Raw genomic sequence first — 18,392 nt, 5'->3', positions numbered from 1 at the left:
TTTATTAATTCAACATTACCTGACCGCCTGTGATGGGCAGCGCCTGTCCCGTTTCACCACACTGCTCCATAAGATAGAGCACTCCTTTGGTCACATCGGCCGGGGTGCACCCTTTGCCCATGGGCACTTTTGACAGGTAGAACGCTTTCACCTCCTCCACGGTTTTGGCGCCAGGCACTTTCCCTGCTTTCAGGTACTGAACAAAAAGCCCGTTTTCGGGATTGCTCCAAAGAGGCCCTTCGTAAAAGTTTCCAGGACAAATGGCATTCACCTTGATGCGGAAAGGAGCCAGTTCCAGTGCGAACGACTGTGTCAGTCCAATACCTCCGAACTTACCCCCCGCATAAGCAAAATTAGCCTTGCTTCCCTGTAGACCCGATTTGGAATTGACCTGGATAATATCGGCAAAATAATCCCCGGAAGCATATTTCGTTTGTAGTTTCATCACCCTGCTAACCACCTTTGTACCATAAAAGTAGGCATTATAATTGATGCGGGTAACAAAGTCGAAGTCCCCGGGTGTCATCTCTTCCAGTCCGCCAGCACGAAGTACACCGGCATTGCTGATGAAGCAATCGATTCCGCCGAACGCGGCGACGGTTTCGTGCACAAGATTTTCCAGGCTAGCCATTTCTGCCACGTTCGTCTTCACGAAAATAGCCTGGTTATTTTTTGCTATCCGGTTGAAATCCGCTGCCGTCGCCCTGCCCGCCTCTTCGTTCAAGTCGGCAACAACGATATTGGCTCCTTCCTGCAAGAGACAACGCCCAATGCCTTCACCAAACCCCTGTGCAGCACCGGTAACGACGATGATCCTGTTGTCGGCGCGTCCCCTGGAAGCGCCTGCGGCCACACGCCGGCGATAATTTTCCACTTCCCAGTTGTCAATGAAACCAATCTGTTCCTGTGTCATCGGGTGAGGCCCTCCGAAAGAACGGGACAGCCAGGCTACCTTCATCGCATCTTCGAACACATCGAGAATGATGTCGCACTCCCGGGCATGCTCACCGACGGCGATCAACCCGACTCCTCTGACCAGCAACACCTTGGGCTGATAACCATATTTATCCACAAAAGCGGGAATCTCCTTTTGTGCCTCCGACAACACACTTCCAGATGTATCTTCGTTGAGGAAAAGATAATTTGATTTGCAGTAAACAATCGCATCCGGCGTAAAGGGCCTTACTATATCCTGCTGATTTTCTGCACTGCCGCAATAGTAGCCGATCAACGCATTGTTGCGCACCCTAACCGTTTTCAATCCGTCACCGGAAAGCATCATCCGCAATGCGGGGACAAGCTCTCCTACGTTGTGGGAAAGTTCTCTTTCCCCCACGAGCAAACGGTCTGAAACAGATCTTTCAAGTGTATCAAGAATATCTGAATAGATTGTTTGTATTTCACCAATGGTGCCGGCAGCGACAAAAATCCCGTGGTTCTGCAACCAGATCACCTTTGGTTCCTCGTTGTATGCCATCCGGTGCTCCTTGATCCTGTCATACACTTTTTTAAACAACACGTATCCCGGATCGGTATATTCCACAAACAGCGTTTTCTCGCCAAACAGCTTCTTTAAGGAGGCTTCCGCATCCTGCGCACACATCAGTCCGTTCACGGCTGTCGGGTGCAGATGAACCACAAAGGGATAGTCAATCACATTGTGCATCGAAGTCTCTACAGAGGGACGTTTGTCCTTGGTGAGAGTGGCTGCGGCCAGATCATTTTTCACCTGTTCTTCGCGCTCTGCCGCGTGAGTACTATATATTTTTTCGGCCATCGGATGAAGCAGGGAACGGTCGAGCACAGCAAAACCCTCTTCGGTGATTGTGGCGAGCGATGAACCGCTCGCCTTCACCCATATTTTTTCGCTGTTTTTATAGGAGGTATTTCCGCCTCCGGCAATCACAAAACGACGATCCCGCCCATACTGCTGCGATATCTCTATTAGTTGTTGAATTTCCTTCATCTTATTCTTCTTACCGGTAAGTATCACATTCTCTTTTGATCAACACATCTCCCAGCTTCATAAACTCTTCTCTCCTTGAACGGTCTGCCTTCCCGTTTCCGTCCACATATCCTTCCAATCCTTGTGAAACAACATGCTGATGTGCTGCGAGCACACAAGCTCCATCGTAGTTAATCTGCTTCAGCCGGTCGGTCAGTGGTGTCCTGTTCCGGGCAAATAGCTCAACAGGCTCCATGGCGGGCGTATTGTGTTCGCTGCCGAACGTCACCACAAACCCCTGATCGTAGAGATAGGATGCATATTTCTCCAGCAGTTTCACATCATTCCGTGTGGTAATAAATTCGACAGAGTGAAATCCTCTTTCGGTAAGTTGATCGGCCACTCGCTCCAGGTTGCATTCAAAATCGGTATAATTGCCCTTTGCATCGTCCGCCAAAAAGGGATAGGTGGGAATGCCGCCTGCAACAATGATCATCTCCTGCACCCTCTCCATCGGAAGAAAGGCTGCAGCCTCTTCGGGCACAAACGCTACTCCACCCGCTTTCAGCAGGTTGGCACGAATTTCGTTCTCCACGCCTGCAATATCTTTCCACGATGATTTTGGAGCTTTTCCATCATAAAGATTTTGCAAAACCGTATGTACTGCAGATTCCTCATTTCCACAAGCCTCATATACCTTCAGCCGCAGTGCTCTTGCCAGATGACGTTCGCGGAGAGATCCCCGGGTCAGTTCTTTTTTGATCTGTTCCACATTGAGTGTAAATCCGGCCTCTTTACGCCGAAGATGATCATTCAGCTTCGCACACATCGCCTCCACCTGTCGGTTCGATTCGGCCTGCACGGCGGAAAGCTGGGTTGCATAAGGTTCTGACATACGAAACGGATAAGATATTCCTTTTCCGCTTAGGTAGGTACGGCCGGGGTTGGCGGGATCGTTCACCCGCAACCCGGCTTGCTGATCATCTGCATTCAGGCTGATAAATTCGATTCCAAACAGTGGGTAGAGTTTCCGTTTACGACATCCGTCGGCCCATGCTTCATATCCTTCGGTGGTGTAAAAATCGTTGATCCCAACCACCCTCACCTCTTCCTCAACCGCCCTGTCCAGTGCCTCATCGATATCGCGAAAGGCACTGAAAGAAAAAGGTGTATGCAAATGGGCATTTACATTATATTGTGATGTCATGTGTATCGTCCATTTGTTTTTCAAATTCCTTGTTTGGCGCGCTTCACCATTTCTCCGTCGGTAAAGTTCTGGCCCGGTATATAACCACTCAACGGTTGAATGCGTTCATGAATCATATCCAGGAACCAAGCCGGCTGCGGAAAGAAAGCTTTCTCCAGCTCGTGTGCCGGGGTGATCCAGTTGCGGGAGCCAAGAACGCATACCGGCGCATCCAGGTAGTCGAATGCCAACTGGCCAATGCTGGCTGCCAGGTCGTTCAGAAAAGAACCACGGGTAGTAGCTTCTCCGGCCACAATGATCTTCCCTGTTTTCTTTACCGATGCTATCACCTTTTCATAATTAAACGGAACCAGCGAGCGGGCATCGATCACCTCGGCGCTCATGCCATATTTCTCTTCGAGCTCTTTTGCTGCTTTCAGCGCGGGGTATAGGGTATGGCCAACGGTCAGGAACGTGATATCCTTTCCCTCCTTCTTCACATCGGGTTCACCCAGCGGTATCTCGTAATAGCCCGTGGGTACACCTCCTTCGTGAAATTGTTCCCCCACATCATAAATGCGCTGGCTCTCGAAGAAAATGACCGGATCGGTACCCTGCAGAGCTGCATTCATCAACCCTTTGGCATCGTATGGGGTAACCGGGAAACAAACTTTGATGCCGGGTATATGTGCCACCAGCGAGGTCCAGTCCTGTGAGTGTTGCGCACCGTATTTTGACCCCACGGAAACACGCACCACCACGGGCATTTTAAGAACGTTACCACTCATGGCCTGCCACTTGGGGAGCTGGTTGAAGATCTCATCTCCGGCACGGCCGATAAAGTCGCAGTACATAATCTCCGGAATCACCCGTCCTCCGCACATGGCGTAACCAATGGCAGTCCCCACAATGGAAGCTTCGGCGATGGGAGAGTTGAAGAGCCGGTGATAGGGCAACGCCTCGGTCAGACCGCCGTATACGGCAAAGGCTCCGCCCCAGTCGCGGTTTTCCTCTCCATAGGCAATCAACGAGGCATCCTTGTAGAAGCGGTCGATGATCGCCTCAAAGATGCCGTCACGCAGCTGGTACTGCTTCATCTTGCTAAATGGCTTTCCTTCGGCATCGAAGGCAAAACGTTCCTTGTTGGCAATTTTCTTTACGCGCGGATTCTCCTCCAAGGGCATCAGCACATCCGGTTTTGCGTCGGAGAAGGAGTCGACCGATCCGTTGGAGAACATCATCTCGCCAATCACATCGGCATTGTCCATCCGCGGGGAGACCTCATCGTCGATGGAGAGCAGGAACATCTCGTTCACCAGCTTTCTTATGTTATCCGAAATCAGATCGAGATCGGCCTGTGATGCCACCTTTGCCTCCAGCAGCTGCTCGCCGTAGGTGCGGATACAATCCTGTGCCTCCCATGCCTCCACCTCTTCTCGGGTACGGTAAGAAGAAGCGTCGGAGGGTGAATGACCGCTATAGCGGTAGGTAAGTACATCCAGCAAAACCGGTCCGCGTTTTTGCTCAATCACCTTTCTTTTACGCTTGTAGGCATCGATCACGGCCAGGGGGTTGTAACCATCCACCCTTTCTGCGTGCATCTGATCGGCATTCACTCCCGCACCAATGCGGGCTGCGATGCCGTAACCCATGGTTTCGCCGCATGTCTGGCCGCCCATGCCGTACTGATTGTTCATGATGTTGATGATCACCGGGAGGCCACCCTGCATCTCTCCTTCCCAGAGTTCCGCAAACTGATCCATTGCGGCAAAACTGATTCCCTCCCATACCGGGCCGCACGCCATGGACGCATCGCCAATATTGGCCACTACCAGTCCCGGCTTGCGATTTACCTTTTTGTAAAGGGCTGCTCCCACAGCAATATCGCCCGACCCGCCCACGATAGCATTGTTGGGATAGACACCGAAGGGGGTAAAAAAGGCATGCATCGACCCCCCCAGTCCTCTGTTAAATCCGGTCTTACGGGCAAAGATCTCGGCCAGTGTACCGTACACCAGAAATCGTTTTGCGAGTTCTTTGACTGATCCGTTAAAATCTTTTTTTACAATATCATAGACCACCCCGTCGAAGAAGGTCTTCATGATCTCTGTAAGTTGTGCGTCGTCCAGCTTGTGGATAGCCGACATACCTTTGGCCAGGATCTCCCCGTGCGAACGATGGCTTCCGAAAATAAAATCATCCACTGTCAGCGTCCAGGCCATGCCCACCGCTGCCGACTCCTGCCCTATGGAAAGGTGTGCCGGCCCCGGATGATTGTAGGGCGTACCGTTATACTCCCCCTTGGTTTTGATCAGATTCAACATGGTTTCGAATTCACGGATCAACACCATGTCATGATAGATGGCTTTGAATTCCTCGTCGGTGAAATTTTCTTTTTCTTCTTTCACGCTCTTTTGATACTGATTGACCGGGATGGGCTGAAACTCCACAAACCCCGGCTTACGGACTTCAGACGGATCGATGTTTTGAACTTTTGGCATTTTTATATTGATTTACTGATTTATTCTGGCTTAATTGATTTTGACCAATTATGCTCAAATTAAAGGTTGTTTATAAAGTCATCAGCTAATTTTTGAGAAGCTGACCGGCAAAGATTACGTGTAAAATGATAAGCTGTCAGAGAGAAGCTATCTAGTTATCATTTCGTAATTGTGTCGTTGATGGGGCAAAACTAAAAACCACCTCCTTGATTATCTCACTCACGGTGGGATGTGGAAAGACTACCTCCTGCATCTCTTTGAGGGTCATCTCCTGTTCAATGGCCATGCATGCTCCATAGATTATTTCGCTGGAGGGATTACCCAACATGTGCACACCAAGAACTTCGCCATGTTTTTCACCCACCAATATTTTACAGAGTCCGTTGGCTCCCTCATTCTCGGCCACGAAACGGCCCGCAAAGGCCATGGGCAGCCTGGATACCTTGTAAGCAATACCCTTTGCTCTGGCAGATTCTTCCGTTTCTCCCACGCCGGCCACTTCCGGATTGGTGTAGACCACACCGGGAATGGCATGATAGCGCATGATGTCATTCCTGCCGGTCAGGTTGTTGACCACCACTTCTCCCTCGCGGCTTGCTGTGTGGGCAAGCAGCGAGAAACCGGTCACATCACCCGCAGCAAACACACCCGGAACATTGGTACGCATCTTTTCATCCACCTTGATGCCGCTGCGCAGCAGCTCCACCTGCAGGTTTTCCAATCCGAATCCCTGCGTAACCGGTCGGCGGCCCACACTCAACAGAACTTTTTCGCCTTCCACGGCATGGGTTTTCCCCTCTTTTTCGAAGACAACCTTGTTGCCTTCCACTTGTACCACTTTGGCATTCAGATGAAAATCAATTCCTTTCTTTCTGTAAACATCGCGCAACATGGCCGATATTTCGAAATCGAGGCCACCAAGGATCTCGGGAAGCATCTCCACGACAGTCACTTTTGTTCCCAGGCTATTATAGAAGCTGGCAAACTCCATTCCAATCACCCCCCCCCCAATGACAACCAGCGATTCAGGGCGCTCTTCCATTTCCAGGATCTCCCGGTTGGTTAAAATTACGTTTCCGGCTTCCTGTAAACCCGGAATGGGCGGCACCGATGCTTCTGATCCTGTACAGATGAGCAGATTCCTGCCAACATATTTTTCTCCGTTGCAGGTCACCTCAATGCCTTCTGCCGTGCGCCCCTTGATATAGGCTTCCTCTTTCACCACAGTGACATGGTTCAACTTCATACTGTTCTCCACACCGGCTACCAATTTACGAACCACTTTCTTTTTACGGGAGATTATTTTCTCATAATCGAAACGGGCGTTTTCACAATAAACACCGTATTTCTCACCATGCAAAGTGTTTTCATACATCTTGGCACTGTAAAGCAGTGTTTTCGTGGGAATGCATCCTTCATTCAGGCATACGCCACCCATCGCTTTTTTTTCAAAAAGCACTACTTTCAATCCTTCGTGTCCGGCTCTCTCCGCCGCCACATACCCCGCAGGGCCGCCACCGATAATGAGTAAATCGTACATATTCTAAATATCTAATTCTAATGTTTCAATCTCTATCGCAATTTGTTTTAAAAAGCGGGTAGCCTCGCCACCATCCAGGGAACGATGGTCGTAGGTAAGGCTCAACCCGATGTAAGGCACAAAAGCATACACGCCATCACCCAGATCCTTCGGACGGGGTACGATCGTATTCACTCCGAGGATGGCCGACTGTGGCAGGTTTATCACGGGTGTGAACATCTCCACCCCATAATTTCCCAGATTCGACACGGTGAATGTGCCGGCCTCCGCCGCGAGCATGTCGGGGTTCACGCTGCCGGCACGGCAGGCAGCTGCAATCTCTTTAAGCTGGCCGGAGAGACCGGTAATAGAAAGGTCATCAGCATTGCGCAATACGGGAACCATTAACCCGCGCTCCGTATCCACAGCAAGCCCAAGATGTACTTTGTGAAAATATCGTTTGGCATCTCCCAGGAAATGGGTGTTTACTTCGGGGTATTTTTTCAGCGCTCTGACCACTGCAAAGCAAACCATATCGTTCAACGTGATGTTCACGGAAAGCTTCCCTTCTTCCAGGGCTGTTTTCACCTTCTTCCGAAGTTCAAGAATACGCCGGGCATCGGCTCCCAGATGGTGGGTGAGCTGTGCCGAATTCTGCAGCGAGGCATGCATCGACCTGGCAATCAGTTTACGAATGTTGGATATTTTTCTGTCTTCATAATCCACGCCATATATAGCATTCACGGGGGCAGTGAGGTCGGCTGCACGGGCTGTACCCGCAAGGCCTGTTCCGGGAGCCTGCGGCTGGACACCACCCTGAACAGCAACCTTCTTTGCCAGCGGCGTCATTCTGGGGCGATTTTCCAAATAGGCCTGAACATCCTTTTCAACGACACGCCCCTTAGGGCCGCTGCCGACAAGCTGAGAGACCGGTACTGCATTTTTTTCGGCTATTTTTTTTGCCCGTGGAGAAACAAACCGGTTTTCGGAATCTCCAGACTGCTGCTGCATGCCATACAAAGCTTTGTCGACATGGGTAGAGGAAGCAGCTTTCTCCAACAAGCTGTCTGTCTGCCTGTCTGTTTGCATGGCGTCAGGAGCAACGCTGGCGCCCGTTTCACCAGAGTTACCTCCCGGTGCCATTCCTTCGATGTCGGCCAGCAACGAGGCAATATCCTCTCCGGGCTCGCCGACGATCATCATGTTTTGCAACACAGGCACCTCATCCCCTTCACCATAAAAACAAGCCAACACTGTCCCGTCTACCGGCGACTCTTCCTCAAAGGAAGCCTTATCCGTTTCGTAGGAAAACAATACTTCCCCTTTTTTCACGGTATCGCCTTCTTTCTTATTTAATGTTGTAATAATACAACTCTCGACCGACTGCCCCTGCTTGGGCATGATTACTGCAATTGCCATTTATGATTGATTTAAGCATTTAAACTAAGATACTGTGCTGAACTATGCTGATACAAAGATAATTTTATTCCATAAAAATTCCAAAAAAATAGCAACAATACTTGATTCTTGTAACAACATCGTTCAACAGATTTCTTTCATTACCATCAATGAAATGTACAAATGTATTTAATTTGCATCGGATACCATTTTAATAATTGATATTTTAGCTGTGTTATTTGACATCTTCTTCTAACGCGTTTGGGAGAATAATGGTTTGTGATTATTTTTGCAAACAATATCAAAAAGTATAGTTATTAAATCATTTATTTCATTGACGAAACTTGATTTAAACTGTATGTTTGCAAAAAAACTATAAAAAATAATTTAACCTCATCATGAGTGAAGGCAATTTAATCTCTTTTTTGGCTATCGATTTAGGAGCAAGCAGCGGCAGGGCCATGCTGGGAACAGTTCAGAATGACCGTCTGGAGTTGAAGGAAATTCTCCGTTTTCCCAATCCCATGGTGGAAGTGAACGGACGTTTGTATTGGAACTTGCTATATCTGTACAACCAAATTTTAGCTTCGCTGCGGGAAACAAAGGTCCGCGGTCACAATCTAGTTTCTATAGGCATTGACACCTGGGGAGTAGATTTTGTCTGTTTTGGGACAGACGGAGAACCTCTCCGGATGCCCTATAGTTATCGTGACTCCCATACACAGGGTGCACCGGAGCGTTTTTTCTCCAAAGTACCAAAAGAAAAGGTATACGAGAAAACAGGCATTCAAATTATGAACTTCAATTCATTGTTCCAGCTGGATACGCTGCTCGAAAAGAACTCCTCCATCTACCCTCTTATTGATAAGATTCTGTTTATGCCGGATGCTCTTTCGTACCTGCTGACCGGCAGGATGGTCACGGAATACACCATCGCATCCACCTCTCAGATGATCAACCCCTACACCAAAGATTTCGAGCCTGAATTGCTCGATGCCATCCGCCTGTCGAAAGAGAAGTTTGCCCCCATTGTCCTTTCCGGAACAACCATTGGAAAGATATCTCCCTCTGTGCAGCATCAGACAGGCCAGGAGGATATTTCAGTGATCGCGGTGGCAGGACACGACACCGCTTCCGCTGTACTGGCGGTGCCCGCGGACAGCGCCCATTTTGCCTATTTAAGTTCCGGCACCTGGTCGTTGATGGGGATTGAGTCCGGCGAACCCGTTATCAATGATAATACTTTTGCTCTCAATTTCACCAATGAAGGTGGTGCCGACGGCTCCATCCGCCTTTTGAAGAATATTTGCGGCATGTGGCTGATTGAGCAATGCAAAAAAGAATGGGAGAAGAAAAATCCGGTAACGTATGAAGAGATCGTGAAGGCTGCTGAACAGGCCTCTCCTTTTCAAAGTTTCATCAATCCGGACGCATCTTGTTTTGCGAGCCCTGCTTCCATGATTGAGGCAATACAGAACTATTGCCGTCAGACAGGACAGCCTGTTCCGTGTACCATCGGCGAGATTGCGCGCTGTATATACGAGAGCCTGGCCTTTCGGTATAAACAGGTATTGCAAAACTTACAGGAACTGGCCAACTTCCCCATAGAAAAGCTACACATTATTGGCGGAGGATCCAAAAACAACATGCTGAATACCTTTACGGCCAATGCCATTGGCCTCCCCGTTGTAGCAGGGCCGTCGGAGGCTACCGCCTTCGGAAATCTGTTAATGCAGGCCAAGGCAGCCGGACTGGTTACCGAAAAAGATAAAATGCGACACCTGGTACGCAACTCGGTGGAACTGGAAATCTTTACGCCATCGGAGACCTCCGGTTGGCAAGGTCACTATCCGCGGTATCTTAATGTATACCGGGAGATCCAATAACCATTACCGCAAACCATTACAAAAACATATACATATGAACGAAGAACAGATCAAAAGAGCATTTGAAGAAGCAAAGGAGCAGTATGCTGCACTGGGTATAGACGCTACAAGGGCAATTGAGCAATTGGATAAACTCTCCATTTCGATTCATTGCTGGCAGGCCGACGACGTGTCGGGTTTCGAAAATCCCGACGGGGAACTAACAGGAGGTATCCAGGCTACCGGCAATTATCCGGGAAAAGCCCGTACCATTAACGAGCTAAAGGCCGACCTGGAAAAGGTGATTGATCTTATACCCGGAAAACACCGGATAAGTCTGCATGCCACTTACGGCGATTTCGGCGGTGAATTTGTGGACCGTGACAAAATTGAACCCCGCCATTTTCAGAGCTGGATTGACTGGGCAAAAGAGAAGGGAGTGAAACTCGACTTTAATTCCACCTTTTTTTCGCACGAGAAGGCAAACAGTGGGTACACCCTTTCCGATTTTGATCCGGAGATCCGGAAATTCTGGAAAGAGCATCTCCGCCGATGTCGAGAAATTGCGGCAGAGATAGGACGCCAGCAAGGAGATCCCTGTATTCATAATATATGGATTCCTGACGGAGAAAAAGACAAGACGGTTTCCCGCTACGAGCACAGAAAACTGCTGCAGGAATCTCTTGATGAAGTGTTGGCAGAAAAAATAAGCACCAACTACCTGAAGGATACCATCGAATGCAAACTCTTTGGCATTGGCAGCGAAAGCTACGTGGTCGGATCGCACGAGTTCTATATGGGATATACCGTTAAGAACAACATGCTTCTAACACTGGATGCAGGTCACTTCCATCCTACAGAAACCATCTCCGACAAACTTTCCTCCATCCTGTTGTTTGTTCCCGAGATCACCTTGCATGTAAGCCGCCCCGAACGATGGGACAGTGATCATGTGGTTATTTTGAACGACGAACTGCTGGCTATTACACAGGAGATTGTCCGCTCGGGCCAGATGGACCGTGTACATATGGGTCTGGACTATTTCGACGCTTCCATAAACCGCATCGGTGCATACGTGGTGGGTATCCGTTCCGCACAGAAAGCCATGTTGCAGGCTTTGCTGGAACCGACGGGCAGGCTGAGGGACTTTGAGAAACAGGACAAGAAATTCGAGCGGATGGCTTATCTGGAAGAGTTGAAAGCAATGCCGTGGAATGCCCTCTACAGCTATTACTGTCTGCAGCAGGGGGTACCTGTGGGAGATGCATATATCAGGGAGATCCAGGATTACGAAGGACAGATAACCTCCAAAAGAGTGTAAACAATGAATGCCATTATCGGTTTATTAATCATTGCTGTGGGAAGTATGGGCCAATCAAGCTCATACGTCCCCATCAATAAGATCAGGGAATGGTCGTGGGAAAACTTCTGGCTGACCCAGGGGGTTTTCGCATGGCTTGTCTTTCCTTTGCTGGGCGCTTTCATCTCCAACTCCCCGGCAGAATTGATTGGGATCTACACCATCCATCCTTCTGCCACATGGCAAGCCATTGGTTACGGTGTGCTATGGGGTATCGGGGGACTCACTTTCGGGCTCAGCATGCGTTATCTGGGGATTGCCCTGGGGCAGTCGGTCGCATTGGGCACCTGCGCCGCATTCGGGACGCTTATACCGGCCATACTGACCGGCACCAACCTTTTCTCGCCAAAGGGACTGATCCTGTTGCTGGCTGTTGCCGTCACCCTGGCAGGGATTGCCCTGGTAGGCTATGCCGGAAGCCTGAGATCCAAAAACATGCCGGAAGAAGAACGACGAAAAGCCATCAAGGATTTTGCACTAAAAAAAGGGTTGCTTATCGCCTTGCTATCCGGTGTAATGAGCGCCTGCTTCAGTCTGGGACTGAGTGCGGGAATACCGGTAAAAGAAGCTGCCATAGCGGCGGGAGCAAAAGATCTGTTCGCCCAGAATCCGGTTACCCTGTTGGTAACTGTGGGGGGGTTCCTCACAAACCTGGCTTACTGCCTTTACATGAACAGAAAAAATAAAACAGGCGGAGAAATCAAACGCTCCTCAAAAGCGGTGCTGACCAACAATATTTTATTCTGTGCGCTGGCAGGGCTCTTGTGGTACTCTCAATTTTTCGGACTGGGGATGGGGCAGAGTTTCTTTGAACCGGACAGCGTCATGATGGCCTTCTCCTGGAGCATCCTCATGTCTCTCAATGTTGTATTCAGCAATGTGTGGGGGATCATCCTGAAAGAGTGGAAAGGTGCCGGAAAAAATGCCGTTACCTACCTGGCCTTGGGCATGGCTGTGCTGATTATCTCTTTGGTGATACCCAATCTATTTTAAAAATATCGTATAAAGTACGAATTCATACTCCGTAATACGATACCGGCACAAAGCGGCGTCCAGTTCTGCAGTGAACCTGGCCCGCCTTGTGCTTTGTTGTGATATTATTTGTATATTTACACGTTCAAAAACAACAAAACATGCCAATCTAAAACAGAAAACATGAGATACAATGATTTCGGCATTGACTTTAAATACCTACTGGTCAATGACAAAGATGAAAAATTCGGACTGACTGTCAACACAGTAGGTTTTCAACCTATTGCCCCACATACCTTGTATCCTTCAACCGAACATCCCAAGAACTACTATTTCAAACCCGGCAAGGGACGTATCTTATCGGAGTATCAGATCGTATACATCAGCAAGGGCAAAGGCTATTTCTCTTCATCCTCTACCAGGAAAACAAGCATATCCAAGGGGCAGGTAATGCTTCTTTTTCCGGGGCAGTGGCACACGTACTGCCCTCTAAAAGAAACCGGATGGAACGAATATTATATCGGCTTTGAAGGAGCGATCATCGACTCTATTGTGGGCAATGGGTTTATTTCCCCCAACAACCAGGTGCTCAATGTGGGAGTGAACGAAGATCTTGTTAACCTGTTCTCTACTGCCATCCGAGTTGCCAAAGAAGACAAGGGAGCCACACAACAGTACCTGGCAGGAATTGTATTTAATATTTTGGGCGCTATCTTGTCACTGGCACAAAACATCAACTTCGAATCGAGAGAATCGGCTCAGAAAATTGAACGTGCTAAAATCATCATGATCGAAAACGTCAACAAAAATATCGACATCAAAGGCATTGCTACAAACCTGGGCATCAGCTACTCCTTATTCAGAAGGGTCTTTAAAGAATATACGGGATATGCGCCGGCGCAATATTTCCAGGAATTAAAACTCCGCACGGCAAAAGAGCTGCTGGCAGAAACCAACCACTCCATCAAGGAGATCGCCTACGAGCTCAACTTTAGCTCCTACGAGTATTTTCTATCGTTTTTCAAAAAAAGAGTCGGGCTTACCCCTCTGGAATACAGAAATCTGGGAAGGGTGTAACAAGCAATGTGAGGATGGACCTCGCACAAAGATGATCTGGACGAATTGGAAAATTTTCATCAGAAGAACAACAGATAAAACATCGAATAAAAAAATGTTTCCAAAACATATGATGTCATTTATCATGTACCTGCTTGCCAGCAGCTGTCTGGCTGCAGCACAGGAAGTTTTTTCACCGGGCGGACTGACGGTGAACACCCTTCCAAACACAGAGCAGGTATTTTTAAACGGGTATCCCGTGAACACCCTCCTGGAAGAGACAGTGAACTGCCGGGAAAACTGGCAGTTTACCGATATATCCACGGCCCACCCTGTCTTTGGATGGATGTTACCCTCCGGCTCGGCCAACACCAAACAAACAGCCTACCGGATTCTGGTGGCCTCACGTAGGGAATTACTGGCACGAGACTCTGCCGATCTGTGGGATACGGGCAAGATAAGCAGCGATCAATCGCTTCATATTGCCTATAGCGGTAAACAACTCCAGCCCGGAACTGTCTGTTTCTGGAAAGTGAAGACGTGGGATAATCATGGCCAGGAATCCGATTTTTCGAAAACTGCACGTTTCAGGATGGCCGACAGGATTGTTGACTACGCAACGGACAGGCATCCCATTCAAAAACAGGACGAGTATCCGGTCCGGATCCAAAAGGTACATGAAAATACCTATTTTACAGATTTCGGGAAGGCTTCTTTCGGAAGGGTACGCCTCAACCTATACTCCACAACCGGCACGGACAGCGTAGACATTCATTTGGGAGAGGCGATGAAAAACGGCAGGATCGACCGCTCTCCGGGTGGCAGCATCCGCTATTCGCACTATAGGGTGAAGCTCCGGCAAGGGTGGAATACCTATGTGATTGCAATACGTCCCGACAAACGAAATACCGGCCCCCAGGCAGTGTTGATACCCGAATACATAGGCGAGGTCACTCCCTTTCGTTACTGCGAGATCGAAAACTACCATCATCCCCTGCAGGAAAAAGAGGTGGTGAGGGAAACGGCTTTTTACCCCTTTAATGAGCACGACTCCTATTTTCACAGTTCCGACACGGTGCTGAACCAAGTATGGGAGATCAGCAAATACTCCATCAAAGCCACTTCATTTCTGGGGGTGTATGTCGACGGGGACCGGGAAAGAATCCCTTACGAAGCGGATGCGGTAATTAACCAACTGTCGCATTATGGTGTAGCGCGCGACTACAGCATGGCACGATACACCCACGAATACCTTATTCACAAGCCCACATGGCCCACAGAGTGGATATTGCAATCGGTACTGATGGCATGGGAGGATTATATGTATACCGGAAATAAACAATCCATGGAGCATTTTTATGAAGACCTCAAAGCCAAGACACTGACCATGCTCGCAGACCAGAAGGGCTTCATCAGCACACGGACCGGGAAGGTGACACCCACAGTGTTGGAGTCGATTCATTTCAGAGGAGAACTGCGGGACATTGTCGACTGGCCCCATACCGGCATCCTGGGATTGGAAAAGGAAGAGGGAGGTGAAACCGACGGCTTTGTGTTTTCCGATGTGAACACGGTTGTCAATGCTTTTCACTACAGGGCATTGACACGGATGGCCCTCATTGCGGAGGTGTTGGAAAAAGCGGACGATCGGAAGTTTTACCAGGAGCAGGCTGCCCTGTTAAAAAAATCCTTCAATGCAGGTCTTTTTGATGAAAAGAGAGGTGTCTATCTGGATGGCATCGGAACAGATCACGCGTCACTTCATGCGAACATGTTTCCACTTGCGTTCGGACTGGTGCCCGAAAAGAAGATCCGCAGCGTGTCGGAATTTATCCGCTCACGGGGGATGGCTTGCAGTGTGTATGGTTCGCAATTCCTGCTCGACGGAATCTATGACGCGCACGAGGCAGAATACGGGCTGGAGCTGCTGACATCCACCGGCGAAAGAAGCTGGTACAACATGATCCGCAGCGGCTCTACAATCACGACAGAAGCCTGGGATAACAAATATAAGCCCAACCAGGACTGGAACCATGCCTGGGGTGCCGCACCGGCTAATATCATTCCCCGGAAACTGATGGGCATTGAACCACTGGAGCCGGGATTCAGGAAGATCCGGATCAAACCTCAGCCCGCCACGCTGGAGTTTGCAGAAATAAAACACCCTACTCTCCGGGGCGACATATGGGTAAGCTTTACGAATGTTCCGAATCAATCATTCCGGCTTGAGATGAATATTCCGGCCAACACCACCGCTGATGTTTATCTCCCGTTTTATTCCAGCGATCAGTCTATACAAAAAAACAATCATTCTACAAAATACAGACGGGAAGGGAATTTTTCGGTCATTGAAGGGATCGGTTCAGGGAAATGGTCTTTTACTGTGGAACGATAGTAGCTTTATACATTGACAAAATATCGGCCCATTTTGTATATTTTTATATTAAATAGTTTGTTTGTTAAACATATGTTATCAAAATTTGCACTGATCTACTTTTTTAGCGTATTTTCTTACTAGTTGATCAACCTGATTTAATATTGAAGATCCTTTAGTATCCATCGTAATATGCGAAGGATTTGCATGCAAGGCGCATACAGAAAAATGTCTGTGTTAGGTAGCTGGACGTTTTCCTTTACCGTTAACTTGTTATACCGCGTAATTTTCTGATAAAAGAGCCTAAACGTGTAAAGCGGGAACAATCGACATCGCGTAACGATAAGAATTACATTTTTTTAAACCTCAAATTATTAGCATGATGAATCGTTATTTATTCATTTTGCCGCTGATTGGGTTCATCCTGTCGGCGTGCGAAGGAGAGACCATCGACCCTGTCCGGGCAAGTAAAAGCATCAGACTGACTGCAGAGATTGAAAAAGTGAAGACCCGCCTTTCCGGTTCTACCTGGGAAAAAGGCGATGTCATTGGCGTGTACATGACAAGATCAGGTTTTCCACTCAGCCCATCTGCTCTGGCGAATAATGTAAATTATGTGTATGATGAATCGGGTACCTTTCAACCCCAAAATGAATCGAAGGCAATCTACCTTCCCTTCAATGGCGAAAATGTAGATTTTATCGGGTACTACCCCTATAGGGAGGATATTACCAACTTTATCTATCCCATCGATCTTACGGTTCAATCGAATCAGGCTGCTCTCGACTTCATGTATTCCAGTAACGTCACAGCCAGAAACATGACCAATCCCAATGTAAGAATGAAATTCTCACACAGGTTGTCAAAAATTGTTTTGCAGATCGCACATTACCGGAATATGGATCTGAGCGATCTCTCGGTCATCCTCGCCAAAGTTCCCACCAAGGCAACTTTCAACCTGGTGGATGGCTCCCTTACCACCTCAACCGGTACGGAAGACATAGTATTTAACATCAACAGAGAGGGAACCTTGGCAGAAGCGACCGTGCTACCCGGAACAGACTTGTCAGACAGTCAATTGTGGTTTGTAATAGGTGAAAACAAACAGGTATATCAATCATCTCTGCCGGAGGCTTTAACGATGAACCCTCTGGCATCTTCCACACTGTACAACCTGAATATTACGCTCTATACAGAAGAGGAGAAAGCCCATATTGAACCAGAGAGCATCATTCCCTGGATCACACCACCTTCCGAATCGGTCACAGCTAACCGCACCGAAAACTCACCCCCGGCAATCAAAGGCTCAAAAAGCCATCCCTATACCGTATTGCAGGCAATGGAGGCTCAGGGAAAGACAGGCGTTTGGGTGAAAGGCTACATTGTAGGGGCCTTTGACGGCTCCATCAACAAGTTTGTCACGGATACCACCGGGCAGGTCAGAACCAATATCGCATTGTCAGACAACATGAACGAGACCGTGGTGAGTAATATGATCCCTGTGAATATAACCCTTGCCGGGTTGAAGAACGCCTTGAACATTGCGGATAATCCCGCGAACCTCAACAGGCTCGTATTTATCAAGGGAGACCTGGCAGCTTACTATTCTGTTCCCGGCTTGAGAGAAACCAAAGAATACCAGTTTATAGACTAAAAGTGTAAACAAAATGACCCTTGCGGCTGTTTTCTGATAAACCAACACAAATGAGCAAAACAGCCTGCAAGGACAAAGACCTGATCGTTAAAGACGAAGCGAAGTTTGTCTGTAAGAAGTGCGATGCCACGGTGAAGAAGGAAAAATATGCCTGCAAGCCCAGAAAAATAAAAAAATGACCGGCTCTCCCGCGTGCGACCTCTTATTTAAACTCTTCCCACATCAGAAGAGCCCGGGCGATGGCATTTTCAACGATGGGCGCCATGATGGCATAGCCCGCTTTATTGGGATGTACGCCATCACCGGAGAGTTCTTGGGGTAAGCCGTTACGTTCATCGGCCATGGCGGAAAAGAAATCGCAATAGACTGCTTCGTGCGTATCGGCGTATTGTTTTAACCGTTTGTTCAACTCCACAATTTTGGGAGCAGGCTCTAACCCGGTACGCCAGGGGTAGTCATATGCAGGCAGAACCGAGCAGAGCACCACCTGTATGCCGTGCGCCTGTGCCAGCTCGGCCATAGAGTGTATGTTGTCCTCGATCATCTCCAGGGTGGAGGGGCC

Annotated in this window: 13 protein-coding genes; 7 read left to right on the top strand and 6 right to left on the bottom strand. The window is 48.6% G+C overall.

The genetic code is table 11. The features are described 5' to 3' along the window. Positions 1 to 4: 4 nt before the first annotated feature. The 5 genes from B3Z75_RS12920 to B3Z75_RS12900 all read right to left on the bottom strand — a co-directional run bounded on the left by B3Z75_RS12920 (position 5) and on the right by B3Z75_RS12900 (position 8,570). Positions 5 to 1,966, bottom strand: a complete 1,962-nt coding sequence (locus B3Z75_RS12920; protein ID WP_294072464.1) for an SDR family NAD(P)-dependent oxidoreductase — start codon at positions 1,964 to 1,966, stop codon at positions 5 to 7. 10 nt (positions 1,967 to 1,976) lie between these two features. After that, on the bottom strand, positions 1,977 to 3,152 hold the full coding sequence (locus tag B3Z75_RS12915) for a PHP domain-containing protein (protein ID WP_294072461.1): 1,176 nt from the start codon (positions 3,150 to 3,152) through the stop codon (positions 1,977 to 1,979). 20 nt (positions 3,153 to 3,172) lie between these two features. Beyond that, positions 3,173 to 5,632 (bottom strand): alpha-ketoacid dehydrogenase subunit alpha/beta, encoded by a 2,460-nt coding sequence (locus tag B3Z75_RS12910; protein WP_294072459.1) that lies wholly within the window; start codon positions 5,630 to 5,632, stop codon positions 3,173 to 3,175. 151 nt (positions 5,633 to 5,783) lie between these two features. Continuing rightward, positions 5,784 to 7,172, bottom strand: coding sequence for a dihydrolipoyl dehydrogenase (gene lpdA, locus B3Z75_RS12905; protein WP_294072456.1), 1,389 nt, complete (start codon positions 7,170 to 7,172; stop codon positions 5,784 to 5,786). A gap of 3 nt (positions 7,173 to 7,175) precedes the next feature. Further along, the gene (locus B3Z75_RS12900; RefSeq protein ID WP_294072453.1) at positions 7,176 to 8,570 is read right to left on the bottom strand and encodes a dihydrolipoamide acetyltransferase family protein; all 1,395 of its coding nucleotides are present in this window, start codon (positions 8,568 to 8,570) and stop codon (positions 7,176 to 7,178) included. A 377-nt stretch (positions 8,571 to 8,947) separates the two neighbouring features. Here B3Z75_RS12900 and rhaB point away from each other — a divergent pair, with 377 nt between their 5' ends. From rhaB to B3Z75_RS12865, 7 genes are all read left to right on the top strand, one after another. Then, positions 8,948 to 10,435, top strand: coding sequence for a rhamnulokinase (gene rhaB / locus B3Z75_RS12895; protein WP_294072450.1), 1,488 nt, complete (start codon positions 8,948 to 8,950; stop codon positions 10,433 to 10,435). Between the two features lie 34 nt (positions 10,436 to 10,469). Then, positions 10,470 to 11,735, top strand: a complete 1,266-nt coding sequence (locus B3Z75_RS12890) for an L-rhamnose isomerase (protein ID WP_294072447.1) — start codon at positions 10,470 to 10,472, stop codon at positions 11,733 to 11,735. A gap of 3 nt (positions 11,736 to 11,738) precedes the next feature. Then, positions 11,739 to 12,767, top strand: coding sequence for an L-rhamnose/proton symporter RhaT (gene rhaT, locus B3Z75_RS12885; protein WP_294072444.1), 1,029 nt, complete (start codon positions 11,739 to 11,741; stop codon positions 12,765 to 12,767). A 162-nt stretch (positions 12,768 to 12,929) separates the two neighbouring features. Continuing rightward, the gene (locus tag B3Z75_RS12880; RefSeq protein WP_294072441.1) at positions 12,930 to 13,823 is read left to right on the top strand and encodes an AraC family transcriptional regulator; all 894 of its coding nucleotides are present in this window, start codon (positions 12,930 to 12,932) and stop codon (positions 13,821 to 13,823) included. A 94-nt stretch (positions 13,824 to 13,917) separates the two neighbouring features. Beyond that, entirely contained in the window at positions 13,918 to 16,197 is a 2,280-nt protein-coding gene (locus B3Z75_RS12875; protein ID WP_294072438.1) for a family 78 glycoside hydrolase catalytic domain, read from the top strand. Between the two features lie 358 nt (positions 16,198 to 16,555). Beyond that, positions 16,556 to 17,830: a fimbrillin family protein gene (locus tag B3Z75_RS12870; RefSeq protein WP_294072434.1), complete on the top strand. Its 1,275-nt coding sequence runs from the start codon at positions 16,556 to 16,558 to the stop codon at positions 17,828 to 17,830. A gap of 50 nt (positions 17,831 to 17,880) precedes the next feature. After that, on the top strand, positions 17,881 to 18,009 hold the full coding sequence (locus B3Z75_RS12865; protein ID WP_294072431.1) for a hypothetical protein: 129 nt from the start codon (positions 17,881 to 17,883) through the stop codon (positions 18,007 to 18,009). Positions 18,010 to 18,032: 23 nt separating this feature from the next. Here the strand turns inward: B3Z75_RS12865 and B3Z75_RS12860 are convergent. Beyond that, positions 18,033 to 18,392: GDSL-type esterase/lipase family protein (locus B3Z75_RS12860; protein ID WP_294072428.1), on the bottom strand; the 360-nt coding region annotated here is incomplete at its 5' end.

The organism is Proteiniphilum sp. UBA1028, from assembly GCF_002316955.1.
GTDB lineage: Bacteria > Bacteroidota > Bacteroidia > Bacteroidales > Dysgonomonadaceae > Proteiniphilum.
This window is presented reverse-complemented; position numbering and strand designations above follow the sequence as displayed.